Source organism: Rathayibacter caricis DSM 15933, assembly GCF_003044275.1.
In the GTDB taxonomy this organism is placed as follows: domain Bacteria; phylum Actinomycetota; class Actinomycetes; order Actinomycetales; family Microbacteriaceae; genus Rathayibacter; species Rathayibacter caricis.
The window spans coordinates 1,621,496-1,639,300 of the sequence record NZ_PZPL01000001.1 but is presented as its reverse complement, the minus strand read 5'-3'; the positions used below and the strand labels follow the sequence as shown (position 1 = coordinate 1,639,300).

Genomic DNA, 17,805 nt, shown 5'->3' with positions numbered 1-17,805 from the left:
CGCCCCCTCCGGGCGGGCGCGCCGGTCGCGCCCGCCCCCGATCGCAAGGATCCGACGATGACGACCTCCTCCCCGCCCGTCCCCCGACGGTCCGCCGCTCGACCCACCGCCCCCCGACGGCGGCGCTCGACGGCCTGGTACCCCTACGCGCTCATCTCCCCCGCCGTCGCCCTGGTCGTGGTGTTCCTCCTCTACCCGGTGCTCAGCGTCTTCTACTACAGCCTGCAGAACTACAACGTGACGCTGCCGATCTACAACGGCTTCGCGGGGCTCGACAACTTCGTCGCCATCTCGCAGGACCCGCTCTTCTGGCGCAGCATCTGGTTCACCGTGCGCTGGGTGGTCGTCGAGGTGGGCCTCCAGTTCGTGTTCGGCCTCGCCCTCGCCCTGCTCATCAACCAGAGCTTCCGCGGACGCGCGATCGTGCGGGCGCTGGTCTTCTCGCCCTGGGCGGTCGCCGGCATCCTCACCACCACGATCTGGCTGCTGATCTACAACCCGTCCACGGGCGTCGGCCGCTACCTCGCCGACCTCGGCATCGGGAGCTACGGCACGTCCCTCCTCGCGAACGAGGACACCACCTTCTGGGCCGTCGTGCTCGCGGAGCTGTGGAAGGGCGCGCCCTTCTTCGCGATCCTGATCCTGGCCGATCTGCAGTCGGTCAACCTCGATCTCTACGAGTCGGCCGAGGTCGACGGCGCCGGCCGGATCCGCAAGTTCGTCTCGATCACCTGGCCGCACATCCGGCAGGCGGTGATCCTGGCCACCCTGCTGCGCGCCATCTGGGAGTTCAACAACGTCGACCTCCTCTACACCCTGACCGGAGGCGGGCCCGCGAGCTCCACGACCACGCTCCCGCTCTACGTCGCCCAGACCGCGATCCACGACCGCGACTTCGGCTACGGATCCGCGCTCACGGTGGTCGCCTTCGTCATCCTGGCGGTCTTCACCGTCGCCTACCTCAGAGTCAGCAAGTTCGGACGGGACCAGTCATGACCACGACACTCGAACGCCCCCTCGCCCCCGCGATCCCCGTCGAGGAGCGGGCGCACCAGCGGAAGGCGAGCCGCCGCCGGATCGGCGAGCGGCTCCTGCTCGGCGGTCCGCTCGCCGTGGCCCTCGTCTTCACGCTCGTGCCGTTCTACTGGATGCTGCTCTTCGCCTTCCGCCCGGCCGGATCGACGTCGCTGCTCCCGTGGCCGCTGACCGTCGACAACTTCGTGACGGTGTGGAACGGCTCCGGCTTCGGGATCTACTTCGTCAACAGCCTCTCGGTCGGAGTGGCCAGCCTCGTCGTCTCCACCCTCATCGGGCTCCTGGGCGGCTACGGTCTGGCGCGGTTCCAGTTCCGCGGCAAGTCGGCCTTCCTGCTGGTGATGCTCTGCACCCAGTTCATCCCCGGGGCGATGATGCTCATCCCCCTGTTCGAGGTCTTCAACGGCCTCGGGCTGACGGACTCGCTCTGGAGCCTGATCATCTCGGACACGGTGTTCCACCTGCCGCTCTCGCTGGTCCTGATGTCCGGCTTCATCCGGAACGTGCCGATCGACCTGGAGGAGGCGGCCTGGGTCGACGGCTGCGGACGCGTCCGGGCGTTCTGCCTGATCGTCCTGCCGCTGCTGCGGCCGGGCATCGTCGCGGTCGGGTCGTTCGCCTTCATCAGCGCGTGGAACAACTTCCTCTTCGCGATCATGTTCCTCTCGAGCCAGGACCAGTTCACGATCCCCGTGGGTCTGAGCTACCTCTTGGGCGAGTTCGGGACCGACTTCGGCGCTCTCGCCGCCGGCGGGGTGATCGCTGTGGTCCCCGTGGTCGTCCTGTTCGCCTACGTGCAGAAGTTCCTCGTGCAGGGGCTGAGCGCGGGAGCGGTCAAGGGCTGAGGGTCGGGGGGCCGGGTCGGGCAGCCCCCTATGCTCGGCAGATGACCGGCCCGCGTCCCCGTCCCCGGCGCCGTCGATGGCCGGTCCTCCTCGCCGTCCTGGCGGCGGTCCTCGTGTACGCGACGGTCGTGCTGACGTACGCGGGCGGCATCCGGGACTCGAGCGAGGGCTGCGAGACGGTCATCGCGGGCGCCGACCCGGTCACCGTGAAGCTCCAGCCGGCGGAGGTGGACGCGGCCCGCCAGCGGCTCGAGTTCCAGATGACGCTGGTGCCCTCGAAGGGCCTGACCTCCTCCGACGGGTACACGGCCGAGGAGACGATCAGCCTGGTGACCTTCCCGGTCGACGGGCCGAGCGTCCTGACCTTCCCGGCGGGCGAAGTGCTCGACAGCTCCGTGCAGTCGGACTTCGCCGAGGGGACCGTCGAGGAGTGGCCCTTCGACAGCTACCGGGCCGACCTGACGACGTTCGCCTTCCTCGGCGAGGACGATCACGACGACCACGAGCACACCGCGGTGCCCACCCGGGTCTGCATCGACGACTCCGTGCCGGGGTGGCACTTGAACACCGTGACGGCCGCGCAGCCCGGCGACAGCGTGCCCACCGCCGACGGCGATGAAGCGCTGACCTCGGTCATCATCACCGCGACCCGCTCGGCGAGCACGGTCGCGTTCGGGATCGTGCTGCTCGGGATGATGGCGGTCACCCCGGTGCTGGTCCTGTTCGTCGCCATCAGCGCCTACACCGGCCGCCGGAGGGTGGAGGCGACCCTCACCAGCTGGATCGGCGCCATGCTCTTCGCGGTCATCCCGCTGCGGAACTTCCTCCCCGGCTCGCCGCCGGTCGGCTCGTGGATCGACTACCTCGTCGTGCTGTGGGTGATCGCCGGGCTCGTCACCGGACTCGCCATCTACATCGCGGCGTGGAACCGCTGGGGCCATCGCGCGATCCCCCGGCAGCCGGCTCCCGCCCGGCCGGACGAGCTCTAGCCGGATCCGACGACATGCGGCCCGCGCGCCCCGTGTCGGAGGCCCGCCCTACTGTGAGGGAGTGACAGATCGCATCCTCGTCCTCACCACCGGCGGCACGATCGACAAGGAGTACTCGCTCGCGGGCGAGCTCGTGATCGGCGCGCCGACCGTCCCGCGCCTGCTCGAGCCCGTGCTCTCGACGCTCGAGTTCCGCATCGAGGAAGTGCTCGCGAAGGACAGCCTCGACCTCGACGACGACGATCGCGCCCTCATCCGGCAGCGGGTCCTCGAGGCGGAGGAGGACCGCATCGTCCTCACGCACGGCACCGACACCATGACCGCCACGGCCGAGGCGATCGGGACCGTCCGCGACCGCGTGGTGGTGCTGACCGGAGCGATGCAGCCGGCGCGGATGCGCGACAGCGACGCGTCCTTCAACCTCGGCGCCGCGGTGGCCGCTGTGCAGCTGCTGCCGCCGGGCGTCTACGTCGCGATGAGCGGCCGGGTCCTGCCCGCTGGAGCGGTCGTGAAGGACCGCGCGGCCGGCGTCTTCCTGCCGGCGTAGCAGCCGACCGCCGGCCTGGAGCGCGTCAGTCCGCGGTCGCCCGCGTGCACTCGGCGCAGAGGCCGAACACGTCGACGACGTGGTGCGCGTCCGTGAAGCCGTGCTGGCCCGCGACGGAGCGCGCCCAGGTCTCGACCTCGTCGGCCGCGATCTCCACGGTCAGCCCGCAGCGCCGGCAGATCAGGTGGTGGTGGTGCGTGCCCGGAGTGCAGGCCCGGTAGAGGCTCTCGCCGTCGGGCGACTGCAGCGAGTCGGCCTCGCCCTCGACCGCGAGGTCGGCGAGCGCGCGGTACACCGTCGCCAGGCCGATCGGCGATCCGGACGCGTGCAGCGCGCTGTGCAGCCCCTGCGCGCTGACGAAGTCGTCGCGCCCGGTCAGCGCCTCGCGCACCGCTTCCCTCTGCCACGTGTTCCGCTTGACCACCGGACCACCTTCCCGTCTCACGACCCGGGCCACGCTATACCCCCGCCCCGGCGAGCGCCGGTGAGCGGCGACGCCGGACTCCCCGCCGCCCGGCGATCCGGCAGACGACGTAGATCGTGAACGAGATCGTCGTCACGTACGGGCTGATCGGCACCGAGCCGCCCAGCGCCAGCAGGATCCCGCCGACCAGCGACCCGACCGCGAAGAGCGTGCTCAGCAGCGGCACGATCACCGGCGACGCCGAGATCCGCAGGGCGGCGGCGGCCGGCGTCACCAGGATCGCGAGCACCAGGAGCGAGCCGACGACCTGCACCGACACGGCCACGGCCAGCCCGAGCAGCAGCATGAAGACGATCGAGAGCGCTCGGGTCGGCACTCCGCGGGCCGCCGCCACGTCGGCGTCCACGCTGGCGAAGGTCAGCGGGCGCCAGATCAGCGCGAGGCCGATCACGACGACGACCGAGATCGCGATGAGCCAGCCGAGCTGGGGGTCGTCGACCGCGACGATCTGCCCCGTGAGCAGGCCGAACTTGTTCGCGCTGCGCCCCGGGTAGAGCGCGAGGCAGAGGATCCCGATGCCCAGGCCGAACGGCATGAGCACAGCGATGATCGAATTGCGATCGCGGGCCCGGGAGCCGAGCAGGCCGATCAGCAGCGCCGCGACGAGCGAGCCGACGATCGAGCCCTGCACCACTCCGATCCCGAGCAGCAGTCCCGCGGAGGCGCCCGCGAAGGACAGCTCGCTGATGCCGTGCACCGCGAAGGCCATGTCGCGCGACATCACGAAGACGCCGATCAGCCCGCCGACCACGCCGAGGACGGCGCCGGCGATGACCGAGTTCCGCAGCAGCGCCAGCAGGGCTCCGTAGTCCGAGAAGTCGAAGATCTGCGACCAGACGTCGTCCATCAGGCGCGCTCCTCCGGGGTGTCGTGGCGGTGCTCGCGCCGGCGCTCGGGCTCGTGCCGGTGCTCCGATCCGTGCCGGTGCTCCGCCTCGTGCTCGTGCACGTGCGAGTGGTCGGGGGCGCCGACCACGATGATCCGGCCGCGGGCGCGGATCACGTCGACGGGCGCGTCGTACAGATCGCTGAGGACCTCCGATCGCAGCACCTCGTCGGGCGTGCCGATGCGGAACCGACCGCCGGCGAGGTACAGCACGCGGTCGACCATCCGCAGCACCGGATTCACGTCGTGCGTCACGAAGAGGACGCCGAGGTTGCGCTCCCGCCGGTGCCGGTCGATCAGCTCGCTGACCGCGCGCTGGTGCGCGAGGTCGAGGGCGATCAGAGGCTCGTCGCAGAGCAGGAGCGCCGGGTCGCCCGCGAGGGCCTGGCCGACGCGGACGCGCTGCTGCTCGCCTCCGGACAGGCTGCCGAGCGGGGCGTCGGCGTAGTCGGTCGCCCCGACGGCGGCGAGCAGGGCGTCGACCTGCTCGCGGCGGGCGCGAGAAGGCAGCGGCAATCCGAATCGGTGGCCGTCGATCCCGAGCCCGATGAGGTCGCGGGCGCGCAGCGGAGTGCCGTCGTCGGCGAGCTTCTGCTGCGGGACATAACCGATGTGCGCATTGCCGATGCGGCGGTTGCCGCGGTGCACGGGGGCGCCGAGCACCTGCAGCTCGCCCGTGCTCAACGGCTGCTGGCCCAGGACCGCCTTCAGCAGGCTGGTCTTGCCGGATCCGTTCGCGCCGAGCACGGCGACGAACTCGCCCGCCTGCACGTCGAGGTCGACTCCGCCCCACAGCTCGCGGGAGCCGAAGCGGAGGCCCGCGCCGCGCATCCGCAGCACGGCCGGAGACGCCGGAAGGCCCGCCTCCGGGGAGGCGGGCCGATCGATCGGGGACGGAGGCGTCACGACGAGAGCGCCCCCTCGACGGCGTCGAGGTTCGCGGTCATCCAACCGACGTAATCGTCGCCGTCGGGCAGGGTCTCGGTGACGGCGACCTCGGGGATCCCGGCCGACTTCGCCGCCTCGAGCACCGCCTCGGTCTGCGCGTCGGAGGTCTGCGCGTTGTAGACGAGGGCGTCGACGGCGCCGTCCGAGAACAGGGCGAGCGTCTCCTGCAGCAGGGTGGCGGGCACGTCGGTGCCCTCCTCGATCGCCTCGCTGAACTCCTCCGGAGTCGCGTCAACGAGGCCGAGCGCCTCGGTCATGTACAGCGGCACCGGCTCAGTGATCGCGATGGAGCGGCCCTCGAGGGTGCCTTTGAGCTCCTGCTCGCGCTCGATCAGCGCGTCGAGGTCGGCGGCGAGCACCTCGGCGTTGGCGGAGTAGGTCGACGCGTTGTCGGGGTCGATGCTCGAGAGCTCGTCGGCGATCCCGGTCGCGACGTCGCGGGCGACGGCGAGGTCGTACCAGACGTGCTCGTTGTAGGCGGCGTGCTCGTGGCCGTCCTCGTCCGAGTGACCCTCCTCCTCGGCGCCCTCCTCGTCGGAGTACTCCTCCTCGTGCGCGTGCTCGTCCTCGAGACCGGCGACGACGGTCGCCGTGACGACGGGCGCCTCGGAGCCGGACGCGTCGATCATCGTGTCGATGAAGGGGTCGTAGCCGCCGCCGTTCTCGATCACGAGCTGCGCGTCCGAGACGGCGAGCTGGTCGCGCGCGGTGGCCTCGTACTCGTGCGGGTCCTTCTCCGGGCTGTCGATGATGCTCGTCACCTCGACGAGGTCGCCGCCGACGCTCTGCGCGAGGTCGCCGTACACGTTCGTCGAGGCGACGATCGAGACGAGGCCGGAGTCGTCGCTCGCCGAGCCGGAGCCGGAGCAGGCCGAGAGGGCGAGGGCCGCGGCGCCGACGAGGGCGGCAGCGGAGAGGGTGCGGGTGCGGGTCGTCACGGAGAGCCAATCTGAGTCCGGAGTCGGACGGTCGGGGTGACTTCACGGTAGCGACTATTGATAACGATTGTCAAAATCGGCAGCGCATCGATTCATCACGGCCGCTCCACCGCCCGCGACGACACCCGGAGTCACACGCCGTCACTGCCCGACGCACGCGGTGCGTCCGCCGCGCCCGGCTGCGAGAGTCGCCGCACCGTTCGAGAGAGGACCACCGTGAGCACCCCTCCGCTCCCACGCCCACCGGCACCACCACCCCGCCCACCGGCCACGAGCCCGCCGCGCGCGCCACCGCGCTGGGCGACCCGCTCACCGACCGCTGGTCCGGCGCCCCGCGCCCCGCCTCTCCCGCGGAGTGGATCGCCCGTGCCGACGAGGTCGCCTCGGTCCTCGCCGTCAACGCCCTCGAGCGCGACCGCGCCGGAGCCGCGCCCTTCACCGAGGTGGCCCTGCTGAAGAATGCCGGGCTCGTCACCCTGCTCGGCCCGCGCGAGCACGGCGGCGGCGGCCAGGAGTGGACCACCGCGCTGCGCGTGATCCGCACCGTCGCGCGCGCCGACGGCTCGATCGGCCAGCTGCTCGGCTACCACTACCTCTGGGCGTGGGCGGCGCGACTCGTCGGCACCCCTGAGCAGATCGCGGCCGTCGAGCAGCTCGCCACCGAGGGGAACCTGCTCTACGGCGGCGCCGTGAACCCGCGCGACTCCGACCTCTCGATCCGCGAGGAGGGCGACGAGCTCGTGTTCTCTGGCCGCAAGTCGTTCTCGACGGGAGGCGTGGTCAGCGACCTGACGGTGCTCGAGGGGATCCTCGAGGGCACGGACACGCACGTCTTCGCGATCGTGCCGACCGCGCAGGACGGCATCGTCTTCGGCCGCGACTGGGACAGCCTCGGCCAGCGCCTCACGGAGTCGGGCTCGGTCGAGATCCGCGACGTGCGCGTGCCGTGGGCCGCCGCCGCCGGCTTCGTCGACCGCGTGTTCCAGCCGCTCGTCTACAACTCGCTGAACGTGCCGACGATCCAGCAGGTCTTCGCCGAGTTCTACCTCGGCATCGCGCAGGGCGCGCTGGAGCACGCCGCCCGGTACACCCGCGAGCGCACTCGCGCCTGGCCGTACGGCGGCGACGACAAGGAGCGCGCGACCGACGAGTGGTACCTCCTCGAGGGCTACGGCGATCTGCAGGCCAAGCTCTGGGCGGCCGAGGCGCTGATCGACGCGACCGGAGCCGAGCTGTCGGCCGTGCTGCACGCCCCGCGCGAGGAGCTCACTCCCCGCCGCCGCGGCGAGATCGCCGTGCGCGTCGCGGCGGCCAAGGCCCGCATCGTCGAGGACGGACTCGAGACGGCGACCCGCGTCTTCGAGCTGACCGGCGCCCGCGCGAGCGCGAACACGGTCGGACTCGACCTCTACTGGAGGAACCTCCGCACCCACTCGCTGCACGATCCGATCGCGTACAAGCGACGCGAGGTGGGCGTCTTCGCCCTGCTGGGCGACGTGCCCGAGCCCTCCTGGTACACCTGATCCGCGGAGGCGGCCCTGCAGGATCGGGGCCGCCTCAGATCAGGCCGTGACGGAGGAACGCCGTCCGCACGCCGTCCTCGTGCACCGACGTCGTCACGTCGTCGGCGATCGCGAGGACGTCGTCGGTGGCGTTGCCCATCGCGATCCCGAGCCCGGCGGCGGTGATCATCTCGACGTCGTTCGAGCTGTCCCCGATCGCCACGGTGTCCTCGACCGCCCGCCCCAGCCGCTCGGCGAGCGCGACGAGCGCCGCGCCCTTGTCGACGCCGGGCAGGCTCACCTCGCCGCCCGCGTGCCCGAGGTACGGGATGGTGCCGGTGACCACGTGGAAGCGCTCGCCCAGGCCGTCGCGCACCACCGCGAAGGTGTCGTCGTGGTCGCCGAAGAACGTCGCCTTCGCGATCCCCTCGGTCGGCACCGGGCCGCGCGGCGTCTCGACGACCGGCTCCACCGTCTCGCCCCGCCGCGCGTGCAGCTCGGCGACCCGCGCCGCGAGCCCGCCGCTCGTGAACACGGCGTCGTGCGCCTGCAGCGTGTACTCGATCCGGTGCGCCTCGAAGAAGTCGACGATCTCGCGCACCGCGTCCGCCGGCATCGTGCTCCGCGAGACGAGCTCGCCGTCGAGCTCGACGAACCCACCGGCGGCCGAGACCACTCCGTCGAAGCCGAGGGCGAGCACCTTCTGCGGGATCTCGGGACGCGAGCGTCCGGTCGCGAGCAGCACCAGATGCCCGTTGCGGCGGGCGCCCGCCACGGCCTCGGCGGCCGAGGGCGCGACGACGCCGCCGTCCATCAGCGTGCCGTCGATGTCGAGCAGGATCAGGCGGGAGCGGGTCACCCGCGGAGCCTACCGAGCCCGGGAGAACGCCCCCTCCCGAGCACGCGGATCTCGATACGCCCGCTCCGCGGCCTACTCGATCAGCAGGCAGGTCCGCCCCCCTCTGCGGCCTACTCGATCAGCAGGCAGGTCCGCCCCCTCTGCTGGTCGAGTAGCCCCGCAGGGGCGTATCGAGACCCACCACCGCCCGACACCGCGGATCTCGATACGGCCGCTCCGCGGCCTACTCGATCAGCAGGCAGGTCCGCCCCCCTCCGCGGCCTACTCGATCAGCAGGGCTGGTCGCCCTGCACAGCCGGGCAGCTCGCTCCCCCGTCACCCGAGCACCCGCGGCGCGCGGTACTCCCACTCCCGGTCCTCGTCGCCGATGGCCCGCAGCACGCGCGCCGGCACTCCTCCGACGACGACCAGCGGAGGCACGCTCGCCGTCACGACCGCACCCGCGGCCACGACGGAGCCCGCGCCGACCACGACGCCCGGCAGCAGGATCGCGCCCGCCCCGATCCAGACGTCGTCCTCGATCACGACCGGCGCCGAGAACTGCGTGCCGTCGCGGCGCAGCTCCGGGTGGACCGGGTGCCCGGTCGTGCTGATCGTGACGTTCGGAGCGATCATCACCCGGTCGCCGATCACCACCTCGACGTCATCGACGAGCGTCAGACCGAAGTTCACGTAGACGTTCTCGCCCAGCCGCACCCGGTTGCCGTAGGCGACGTGCAGCGGAGGCTCGACCCAGACGCCCTCGCCGACCGACTCGAACAGCTCGTGCAGCAGCCGGCGCCGCTCCCCCGCCTCGCGCGGCCCGGTCGCGTTGTAGGCGTGCGCGAGCTCCTTGCCGCGGATCCGCTCCTCCTCGAGCGCCGCGAGCCCCTCGCCCGCATCGGTGTACAGCTCGTGGGCGTCCATCCGCCGGCGGACCTCGTGCTCGCGCGCGTCCATCGCGCCCCCTCTCGTCGAGTCTCCAGCGTGCAGGACCCGCCCTCCGCTGCCCGGCCGCGACACGACAGCGCGGCCTCCACTCCGCCCGGGCCGCACACTCGCCGCGACACCGTGTCCCGCGAGAACAGGACGCCGCGGGACGCGCGGTGGTACAACGTTGTAGGTTGGGCGCACCCCCGAGCGGAGGAGGACCGATGGCGGTCACGTTGCACGACGTCGCGCGTGCGTCCGGAGTGTCGATCAAGACGGTCTCGAACGTCATCAACGACTATCCGCACATCCGTCCGGCCACGCGCGAGAAGGTCGAGGCCGCGATCGCGGAGCTCGGCTACAGCCCCAACCTCTCGGCGCGGAGCCTGCGCAGGGGCCGTACCGGAGTCATCGGCCTGGCGCTCCCCGAGCTCAGCCTCGCCTACTTCGCCGAGCTCGCCGACAGCGTGATGCGCGCCGCCGACCGCCGCGGGCTCACTGTGCTGATCGAGCAGACCGGAGCCGATCCCGCCCGCGAGCGCAGCGTCCTCAGCTCTCCGCGCCGCCAGCTGACGGACGGCCTCCTCTTCAGCCCGCTCGGCATCGACATGACCGACGAGCCCGCCCTCGCCGTCGACTACCCGCTCGTCCTGCTCGGCGAGCGCATCTTCACCGAGCGCGTCGACCACGTCACGATGCAGAACGTCGAGGCGGCCCGCGCGGCGACGGAGCACCTGCTCGAGAGCGGACGCCGGCGCATCGTCGCGCTCGGCGCGCACGCCGGCGAGGAGGTCGGCTCGGCCGTGCTCCGCACCCGCGGCTACGAGCAGGCGCTGGAGGCGGCGGGCGTGCCCTACGACGAACGGCTGATCGGCTACTCCGGCCCCTGGCACCGGGCCAACGGCGCAGTCGCGATGCGCGGCATCATCGAGTCGGGCGTCGACTTCGACGCCGTCTTCGCGTTCAACGACACCCTCGCGCTCGGCGCGATCCGCACCCTCCAGGACGCGGGCCGGCACGTGCCCGGCGACGTCGTGGTGATCGGCTTCGACGACATCGACGAGTCGCGCTACTCGGTCCCGAGCCTGTCCTCGATCGACCCGGGGCGGGAGGAGATCGCCCAGACGGCGGTCGACGTGCTGAAGGCGCGCATCGACGGCACCGAGACCGGTCCGCACCGGTTGCGCACCGCGGCGTTCTCCGTGGTGGCGCGGGAGTCGAGCGCTCCCGCCTGAGCGCTCAGGCGCAGTCGCAGATCTCGCGGCGGATCCACTCCCCCGCGTCGCCGACCGGCAGAAGGCCGCGCCGCAGCAGCCGGCTCCACTCCACGGCCCGCCGGGTGAGGCGGTCGTCGGCGCTGCCCGCGGCGTCGCCGCCGACCGTGCGCAGGAGCAGGTGCGCGAGCGGACCGCCGAGGTGGAGCGTCGCTCCGGCCACGCCCGCGAAGTGGCGCGCCTGCCCGCGGGTGTCGTCGTCGTACGGCTCGGCGAAGCCGCGGCCGCGGATCCGGTTGCGTCCCCCGCTCAGCAGATCGAGTGGCCCGAGGAGCCCGCCCCGGATGCCGGCGATGTCGCGCGCCACCGCGCGGATCAGGGCCCTGGGCGGCGGATCGGAGGCGGCGAGCGCCTCCACCCGGTCGGCGAGGAGGCGGCACGCGTCGATCGTTCCCACCCGCCCAGTTCAGCACGGCCGGCTGGGCGGACACCGCTCGGGCCGCTCGGCGAGCCGCTCTTGACAGCGCCGCGGCGACTCCGCATCATCGTCTCTACAACGTTGTCTCCATCGTTGTAGAAACGTCGGGGACACGCTGCAGAACCTCCCCGCTCCCGCGTGGAACCCTCCTCAGGCCGACGACGGCCGCATCCGAAAGGAAACGCAATGACGCGTCATTCGAAGAGACTGTTGGCTGCGGGGGTGGCCGTCGCGGCTTCCGCCGCTGCTCTCACGGGCTGCTCCGCCGGGAGCGACGCCGCCAACTGCGAGAACACGATCGTGAACGAGGACGCGAAGGTCGTCACGATGTGGGCCTGGTACCCCGAGTTCGAGGGCGTGGTCGACCTGTTCAACAACAGCCACGACGACGTCCAGATCTGCTGGAGCAACGCCGGCGCCGGCAACGACGAGTACACCAAGCTCACCACCGCCGTGCAGGCGGGCTCGGGCGCCCCCGACGTCGTCATGCTCGAGAGCGAGGTCGTGCAGAGCTACATCCCGCAGGACGCCCTCGTCGACCTGAACGAGTACGGCGCGTCCGACGTGCAGCAGAACTACTCCGAGGGCGCCTGGGCCGACGTCTCCAGCGGCGACGCCACCTACGCGATCCCGGTCGACGGCGGTCCCGTCGGCATGCTCTACCGCCAGGACATCCTCGACGAGTACGGCATCCCCGTCCCCACCACGTGGGAGGAGTACGCGGCCGCCGCGCAGGCGCTCAAGGACGCCGGCTCCAGCACCCTGATGACCGACTACGCGGGCAACGGCCGCGCGTACCAGCAGGCGCTCTTCGCGCAGGCCGGCTCCGTGCCCTACACCGTCGACGGCACCGACGTCACGGTCGACCTCGACGACGAGGCCAGCGCCAAGGTCATGAACTACTGGAACGACCTCGTCACCAAGGGCCTCGTCGGCACCGAGGACAGCTCGACCACCGACTACAACACGCACCTCGTCGACGGCACCTACGCCTCCGTGATCGCCGCCGCCTGGCTGCCCGGCTACCTGCAGGGCTTCGAGGGCGCGGACCCCGACGCCGTGTGGCGCGCCGCTCCGGTCCCCCAGTGGGAGGGCGAGGAGCCGACCCAGATCAACATCGGCGGATCCGCGTTCGCGGTGACCGAGCAGGCCGAGGACAAGGAGGCGGCCGCCCTGGTCGCCAAGGAGATCTTCGGCACCGAGGAGGCCTGGAAGATCGGCATCGAGAAGGGCGCGCTGTTCCCGCTCTGGAAGCCGATCCTCGAGTCCGACTACTTCGCGGACCTCGAGTACGACTTCTTCGGCGGTCAGCAGATCAACAAGGACGTCTTCCTCACCGCCGCGACCGAGTACCAGGGCTTCCAGGTCTCGCCGTTCCAGAACTTCGCCTACGACAAGCTCACCGAGGCCGTGAACGCGGTCAACAGCGGCGAGTCCAGCGTCGAGGACGCCCTCGCGACCTACCAGACCGCGGTCAGCGACTACGCCGCCGGTCAGGGCTACACGGTCGGTTGACGACCGGCGGCCGCCGTCCGCGAGGGCGGCGGCCGCCCCGTCCCGTCTCGAAGGAGCACCATGTCGAACCTCGTCGTCCCCGCGCCCGCCGCCACCGCCGAACGCCGCACGAAGAAGCCCCGCACCGGAGTCGTCGCCTCGCGCCGCGCCCGCTGGGGCTGGGTCTTCGTCGCCCCCTTCGGCGTCTTCCTCGTGGTCTTCCTGATCACGCCCCTGATCTACTCGTTCATCCTGAGCCTGCAGAACAAGACCGTCGCCACCGGCACCGAGTGGGTCTGGTTCGCGAACTACGCCAAGGCGTTCTCGGACCCCCTCTTCCTCGAGGGCGTCTGGCTCGTCGTCCGGTTCGCGTTCATCCTGATCCCGATCCAGATGCTGGTCTCGCTGATCGCCGCGCTGATGCTGGACGCGCTCACCTCGCGGTTCTCGCGCTTCGCCCGGCTGATGATCTTCGTGCCCTACGCGGTCCCGGCCGTCATCGGCGCGCTGATGTGGGGCTTCCTCTACAGCCCCTCGTTCGGCCCCGCCTCGGAGGTGTTCGGCTGGTTCGGCCTCGACGCCCCCAACCTGCTCGGCAAGGAGTCGATCTTCGGCAGCCTCGTCAACGTCGTCACCTGGCAGTGGGCGGGCTACTACATGATCATCATCTACGCGGCACTGCAGGGCATCGACCCCGCCGTGTACGAGGCCGCCCGCCTCGACGGCGCGAGCGCGATCCAGACGGCGCTGCGGATCAAGATCCCGATGATCTCCTCCTCGATGGTGCTGATCCTCGTCTTCGCCCTCATCGGCACGCTCCAGTTCTTCACCGAGCCGCAGATCCTGCGCTCGCTGGCGTCCGGCTCGATCGACGCGTCCTACACGCCGAACATCTACGCCTACACGCTCGCCTTCTCCTACAACCAGTTCAACTACGCCTCCGCGATCTCGTTCGCGCTGGGCCTGGTGGTGTTCGTCGGGTCGTACCTGTTCCTGGCGGCCACGAAGAAGCGGAACGGACTCTCATGAGCACCCTCGAACTCGCCCCCAAGCGCGTCCGCGCGCAGCGCCGCGACGACGCCGTCCGCGCCCGCAGCCGCCGCGGCGGACGCCAGCTGCTCCCCCACGTGATCCTGCTCGCCTTCGTCGTCTACTTCGCCCTGCCGTTCTGGTGGCTCGTGGTGGCGTCGACGAAGGACCAGGTCGGCCTCTTCTCCGGAACCGTCAGCCCTCTCTGGTTCGGCGACTCCTTCGAGTTCTTCACGAACATCGGCTCGCTGTTCACCTACTCGAACGGGCTCTACTGGAAGTGGCTCGGCAACTCGTTCCTCTACGCCTTCGTCGGCGGTCTCGGAGCGACGGTCCTGTCGGTGCTCGCGGGCTACGGCTTCGCGGCGTACGCGTTCAAGGGCCGCAACGCCTTCTTCTCGCTGGTCCTGGGCTCCGTGATGGTGCCGGCGACGGCCCTGGTCATCCCGCTGTTCGTCATGTTCAGCGCCGCGCAGCTCACCAACACCATGTGGGCGGTCATCCTGCCCTCGATGCTCAACCCGTTCGCGGTCTACCTCATGCGCGTCTACACGCAGGACGCGGTGCCGGAGGAGATGCTCGACGCCGCGCGGATGGACGGGGCGGGCGAGATCACGGTCTTCTTCCGCGTCGCCCTGCCGCTGCTGCGCCCCGCGCTCGTGACGGTGCTGCTGCTGTCGGTCGTGGGAACCTGGAACAACTACTTCCTCCCTCTCGTGATGCTCTCGAACTCGCAGCTCTTCCCCGTCACCGTGGGCCTGGGCACCTGGCAGACCCAGGCGTCGGTCAACACCGGCGGGCAGTCGCTGTGGAACCTCGTGATCGTCGGGGCCCTCATCTCGGTGATCCCGCTGATCGTCTCCTTCCTCACCCTGCAGAAGTACTGGCAGGGCGGGCTGTCCATCGGCTCGGTCAAGTGACCGGCCGCACCCGCGCACCACTCCCCTCCGGAACAGGAGGGGCCCGTCACCGCCTCAGAAAGGCCCTGTCATGACCGACGCTCCCCGCGCCGTCCCGTCCACCTCCTCGGCCCGGATCACCCTCGATCCCACCGCGGTCGTCGCCCCCGTGAATCCGCGGATCTTCGGCTCGTTCGTCGAGCACCTCGGACGCTGCGTCTACGACGGCATCTACGAGCCCGGGCACCCCACGGCGAACGAGGACGGCTTCCGCCTCGACGTGGTGGACCTGGTGAAGGAGCTGGGCAGCACGACCATCCGCTATCCCGGCGGCAACTTCGTCTCGGGCTACCGCTGGGAGGACGGGGTCGGCCCGCGCTCCGAGCGCCCCCGCCGCCGCGACCTGGCCTGGCACTCGCTCGAGACCAACGAGGTCGGACTCGACGAGTTCGCCCGCTGGGCCGAGCTCACCGGCAGCGAGATCATGTACGCGGTCAACCTCGGCACCCGCGGCGTCCTCGAGGCGCTCGACGTGCTCGAGTACGCCAACGGACCGGCCGGCACCGCACTCGCCGACCAGCGCATCGCCAACGGCGGCACCGAGCCCTACGACATCCGCATGTGGTGCCTGGGCAACGAGATGGACGGCCCCTGGCAGGTCGGCCACATGAACGCGGAGGACTACGGCAAGCTCGCCTCCCGCACCGCCAAGGCGCTCAAGATCGCCGACCCGTCGCTCGAGCTCGTGGTCTGCGGCTCGTCCGGATCCGGCATGCCGACCTTCGGCGAGTGGGAGCGCGTGGTCCTCGAGCACACCTACGACGACGTCGAGTACGTCTCGTGCCACGCCTACTACCAGGAGTACGGCGGAGACCTGGGCTCGTTCCTGGCCTCCTCCCTCGACATGGAGTACTTCATCGCGACGGTCGTCGCGACCGCCGACCACGTGAAGTACAAGCTCAAGAAGACGAAGGACATCATGCTGTCCTTCGACGAGTGGAACATCTGGTACCTCGAGGAGTGGCAGGCCAAGGAGAAGGCCGACGCCGAGGGCGACCAGAGCACCCGCGAGTGGGCCTACGCCCCCCGCCTGCTCGAGGACGTCTACTCGGTCGCCGACGCGGTCGTGCTGGGCAACCTGATGATCACGCTGCTGAAGCACTCCGATCGCGTCACGTCGGCGTCGCTCGCGCAGCTCGTCAACGTGATCGCGCCGATCATGACCGAGCCGGGCGGAGCGGCGTGGCGCCAGACCACGTTCTTCCCGTTCTCGACGACCGCGCGTCTCGCCTCCGGCACCGTGCTCAAGCCCCGGATCGAGGCGGGCACCTACTCGACCGCCCGTCACGGCGAGGCTCCGCTCGTCGACTCCGTCGCGACGCACGACGGCGACCGCTCGTCGGTCTTCCTCGTGAACCGCTCGCAGACGGAGTCGATCACGGTCACGGTCGACGTGTCGGGCCTGGGCGTCTCGAGCATCGCGGAGGCGGTGGCCCTCTTCGACGAGGACCCCTACGCGAAGAACACGAAGGACGACCAGGAGCGCGTGGGCCTGCGCGACGCCGTCGACGCCTCCCTCTCGGACGGCACCCTCACGGTGACGCTGCCCCCGGTGTCGTGGACGGCGGTCGCGCTGACGGCGTAGCGCCGACTCCGGAGGCGGTGGGTCTCGATACGCCGCCTCCGGCGGCTACTCGACCGGCAGGCACGGGGAAGCCCCCCTGCTGGTCGAGTAGCCCGCGCAGCGGGCGTATCGAGACCCCCGTCCTCCAGAGGCCGCGTCAGCCGCACGCCGGCCACTGCACCGGCACCGGCAGCCGCCGCCGCTCCGGCGCCGCACCCCGGTCGGCCAGCCGCTCGATGAGCAGCTCGGCCGCCGCCCGCCCCAGCTGCTCGCCGTCGACGTCGACCGCGGGCACCCCGACCAGACCCAGCGCGTCGACGATCGAGCGCTCCGAGCTCACCACGAGCCCCTCCGGCACCCCGCCCGACGACAGCAGCGCGTACTGCACGCCGAGCCCGAGCGCGGTCGCGTACGGCACGACGGCCGTCGCTCCCGAGTCGCGCACCGATGCCGCGGCGCCCACTCCCGCCGCGAACGTGGCCGGGAAGGGACCCAGCACGGTCAGCTCCGCTCCCCCGCGCCGAGCCGCCTCGCTTACCGCCGCCGTGCGCTGACCGTCCTGCCACGACCCCTCCGGTCCGCCGATGTAGAGCACGCGCTCGTGCCCGTCGGCCGTGAAGCGCTCGACGAGCGCGCCGAAGGCCGAGGCGGTGTCGGCGACGACGGAGGCCATCCCGTCGACCTCCCGGTCGACCAGCACGGTCGGCTTGTGCGATCCCGCCGAGAGCAGCAGCTCGTCGCCGCCGCGCGGCGCGACCACGATGAAGCCGTCGACCTGGCGCGAGAGCCGGTCGAACGCTCCGAGCTCGCGCACCGCCTCGAGCGGATGCACGGCCACGGTGAGCTGGAGGCCGTCCTCGTCGGCGCGGCGCTGCGCCCCTCCGATGATCGGCGTGAAGAACGCGTTGTCGAGGGTCGGCACGACCAGCGCGACGACGCCGGTGCGGCCCCGGGCCAGCTGGCGGGCCGCCGAGTTGGGGATGAAGCCGAGCTTCGCCGCGGCGCTGAGCACCCGGGCGGCCGTCTCGGGCGAGACGACCTCGGGGCGGGAGAGCGTGCGCGACGCGGTCGCCTTCGAGACGCCTGCGAGGGCGGCGACGTCGGCGAGCGTGGCCATGCGTCCCCC

The 17,805-nt window shown here is 71.3% G+C and carries 18 protein-coding genes; 10 read left to right on the top strand and 8 right to left on the bottom strand.

Features of this window, described 5'->3' with window-relative positions:
• Positions 1–57: 57 nt before the first annotated feature.
• The 4 genes from C1I63_RS07465 (at position 58) to C1I63_RS07450 (ending at position 3,416) form a co-directional block, all read left to right on the top strand.
• The gene (locus tag C1I63_RS07465; protein WP_107574364.1) at positions 58–996 is read left to right on the top strand and encodes a carbohydrate ABC transporter permease; all 939 of its coding nucleotides are present in this window, start codon (positions 58–60) and stop codon (positions 994–996) included.
• Positions 993–1,880, top strand: a complete 888-nt coding sequence (locus tag C1I63_RS07460) for a carbohydrate ABC transporter permease (protein WP_107574363.1) — start codon at positions 993–995, stop codon at positions 1,878–1,880. The genes C1I63_RS07465 and C1I63_RS07460 overlap by 4 nt, the downstream gene beginning before the upstream one ends.
• 41 nt (positions 1,881–1,921) lie before the next feature.
• Entirely contained in the window at positions 1,922–2,869 is a 948-nt protein-coding gene (locus C1I63_RS07455; protein WP_107574362.1) for a DUF4436 family protein, read from the top strand.
• Between the two features lie 61 nt (positions 2,870–2,930).
• Positions 2,931–3,416: an asparaginase domain-containing protein gene (locus C1I63_RS07450; protein WP_107574361.1), complete on the top strand. Its 486-nt coding sequence runs from the start codon at positions 2,931–2,933 to the stop codon at positions 3,414–3,416.
• 25 nt (positions 3,417–3,441) lie between these two features.
• On the opposite strand, the gene C1I63_RS07445 is transcribed toward C1I63_RS07450, so the two are convergent.
• The 4 genes from C1I63_RS07445 to C1I63_RS07430 all read right to left on the bottom strand — a co-directional run bounded on the left by C1I63_RS07445 (position 3,442) and on the right by C1I63_RS07430 (position 6,671).
• On the bottom strand, positions 3,442–3,840 hold the full coding sequence (locus C1I63_RS07445; protein WP_055786018.1) for a Fur family transcriptional regulator: 399 nt from the start codon (positions 3,838–3,840) through the stop codon (positions 3,442–3,444).
• A 34-nt stretch (positions 3,841–3,874) separates the two neighbouring features.
• Positions 3,875–4,747, bottom strand: coding sequence for a metal ABC transporter permease (locus tag C1I63_RS07440; RefSeq protein ID WP_055786014.1), 873 nt, complete (start codon positions 4,745–4,747; stop codon positions 3,875–3,877).
• Complete coding sequence (locus tag C1I63_RS07435; protein ID WP_107575777.1) at positions 4,747–5,616, bottom strand: metal ABC transporter ATP-binding protein; 870 nt, start codon at positions 5,614–5,616, stop codon at positions 4,747–4,749. Before C1I63_RS07435 ends, C1I63_RS07440 begins: the two co-directional genes overlap by 1 nt.
• Positions 5,617–5,687: 71 nt before the next feature.
• Positions 5,688–6,671 (bottom strand): metal ABC transporter solute-binding protein, Zn/Mn family, encoded by a 984-nt coding sequence (locus tag C1I63_RS07430; protein ID WP_107574360.1) that lies wholly within the window; start codon positions 6,669–6,671, stop codon positions 5,688–5,690.
• Between the two features lie 296 nt (positions 6,672–6,967).
• On the opposite strand from C1I63_RS07430, the gene C1I63_RS07425 reads away from it, so the two are divergent.
• Positions 6,968–8,194 carry an acyl-CoA dehydrogenase family protein gene (locus C1I63_RS07425; protein ID WP_107574359.1) on the top strand — a complete coding sequence of 409 codons (1,227 nt, stop codon included), beginning with the start codon at positions 6,968–6,970 and terminating at the stop codon, positions 8,192–8,194.
• Between the two features lie 34 nt (positions 8,195–8,228).
• On the opposite strand, the gene C1I63_RS07420 is transcribed toward C1I63_RS07425, so the two are convergent.
• Together C1I63_RS07420 and C1I63_RS07415 are read right to left on the bottom strand one after the other, a co-directional pair.
• Positions 8,229–9,032 (bottom strand): HAD family hydrolase, encoded by an 804-nt coding sequence (locus tag C1I63_RS07420; RefSeq protein ID WP_107574358.1) that lies wholly within the window; start codon positions 9,030–9,032, stop codon positions 8,229–8,231.
• 315 nt (positions 9,033–9,347) lie between these two features.
• The gene (locus C1I63_RS07415) at positions 9,348–9,971 is read right to left on the bottom strand and encodes a sugar O-acetyltransferase (RefSeq protein ID WP_107574357.1); all 624 of its coding nucleotides are present in this window, start codon (positions 9,969–9,971) and stop codon (positions 9,348–9,350) included.
• 194 nt (positions 9,972–10,165) lie between these two features.
• Between C1I63_RS07415 and C1I63_RS07410 the strand changes: the two genes are divergently transcribed.
• Positions 10,166–11,176 (top strand): LacI family DNA-binding transcriptional regulator, encoded by a 1,011-nt coding sequence (locus C1I63_RS07410; RefSeq protein WP_107574356.1) that lies wholly within the window; start codon positions 10,166–10,168, stop codon positions 11,174–11,176.
• A gap of 4 nt (positions 11,177–11,180) precedes the next feature.
• Here C1I63_RS07410 and C1I63_RS07405 read toward each other — a convergent pair whose 3' ends face one another.
• Complete coding sequence (locus C1I63_RS07405; RefSeq protein WP_107574355.1) at positions 11,181–11,612, bottom strand: hypothetical protein; 432 nt, start codon at positions 11,610–11,612, stop codon at positions 11,181–11,183.
• A 243-nt stretch (positions 11,613–11,855) separates the two neighbouring features.
• Here C1I63_RS07405 and C1I63_RS07400 point away from each other — a divergent pair, with 243 nt between their 5' ends.
• From C1I63_RS07400 to arfA, 4 genes are all read left to right on the top strand, one after another.
• Positions 11,856–13,148, top strand: coding sequence for an ABC transporter substrate-binding protein (locus C1I63_RS07400; protein WP_055785991.1), 1,293 nt, complete (start codon positions 11,856–11,858; stop codon positions 13,146–13,148).
• 60 nt (positions 13,149–13,208) lie between these two features.
• Positions 13,209–14,156, top strand: a complete 948-nt coding sequence (locus tag C1I63_RS07395; RefSeq protein ID WP_055785988.1) for a carbohydrate ABC transporter permease — start codon at positions 13,209–13,211, stop codon at positions 14,154–14,156.
• Complete coding sequence (locus C1I63_RS07390) at positions 14,153–15,076, top strand: carbohydrate ABC transporter permease (RefSeq protein ID WP_107574354.1); 924 nt, start codon at positions 14,153–14,155, stop codon at positions 15,074–15,076. The genes C1I63_RS07395 and C1I63_RS07390 overlap by 4 nt, the downstream gene beginning before the upstream one ends.
• Before the next feature lie 70 nt (positions 15,077–15,146).
• The gene (arfA, locus tag C1I63_RS07385) at positions 15,147–16,700 is read left to right on the top strand and encodes an arabinosylfuranosidase ArfA (protein ID WP_107574353.1); all 1,554 of its coding nucleotides are present in this window, start codon (positions 15,147–15,149) and stop codon (positions 16,698–16,700) included.
• Positions 16,701–16,836: 136 nt separating this feature from the next.
• Here the strand turns inward: arfA and C1I63_RS07380 are convergent, their stop codons facing one another.
• Positions 16,837–17,796 carry a LacI family DNA-binding transcriptional regulator gene (locus C1I63_RS07380; protein WP_055785981.1) on the bottom strand — a complete coding sequence of 320 codons (960 nt, stop codon included), beginning with the start codon at positions 17,794–17,796 and terminating at the stop codon, positions 16,837–16,839.
• Between the last annotated feature and the right edge of the window lie 9 nt (positions 17,797–17,805).

Bases quoted from the DNA above. Each gene is read 5' to 3' on its own strand.
- C1I63_RS07455 (WP_107574362.1), top strand. From the start codon at position 1,922: ATGACCGGCCCGCGTCCCCGTCCCCGGCGCCGTCGATGGCCGGTCCTC.
- arfA (WP_107574353.1), top strand. From the start codon at position 15,147: ATGACCGACGCTCCCCGCGCCGTCCCGTCCACCTCCTCGGCCCGGATC.
- C1I63_RS07440 (WP_055786014.1), bottom strand. From the start codon at position 4,747: ATGGACGACGTCTGGTCGCAGATCTTCGACTTCTCGGACTACGGAGCC.
- C1I63_RS07460 (WP_107574363.1), top strand. From the start codon at position 993: ATGACCACGACACTCGAACGCCCCCTCGCCCCCGCGATCCCCGTCGAG.
- C1I63_RS07410 (WP_107574356.1), top strand. From the start codon at position 10,166: ATGGCGGTCACGTTGCACGACGTCGCGCGTGCGTCCGGAGTGTCGATC.
- C1I63_RS07435 (WP_107575777.1), bottom strand. From the start codon at position 5,616: ATGCGCGGCGCGGGCCTCCGCTTCGGCTCCCGCGAGCTGTGGGGCGGA.
- C1I63_RS07415 (WP_107574357.1), bottom strand. From the start codon at position 9,971: ATGGACGCGCGCGAGCACGAGGTCCGCCGGCGGATGGACGCCCACGAG.
- C1I63_RS07395 (WP_055785988.1), top strand. From the start codon at position 13,209: ATGTCGAACCTCGTCGTCCCCGCGCCCGCCGCCACCGCCGAACGCCGC.
- C1I63_RS07390 (WP_107574354.1), top strand. From the start codon at position 14,153: ATGAGCACCCTCGAACTCGCCCCCAAGCGCGTCCGCGCGCAGCGCCGC.
- C1I63_RS07380 (WP_055785981.1), bottom strand. From the start codon at position 17,796: ATGGCCACGCTCGCCGACGTCGCCGCCCTCGCAGGCGTCTCGAAGGCG.
- C1I63_RS07465 (WP_107574364.1), top strand. From the start codon at position 58: ATGACGACCTCCTCCCCGCCCGTCCCCCGACGGTCCGCCGCTCGACCC.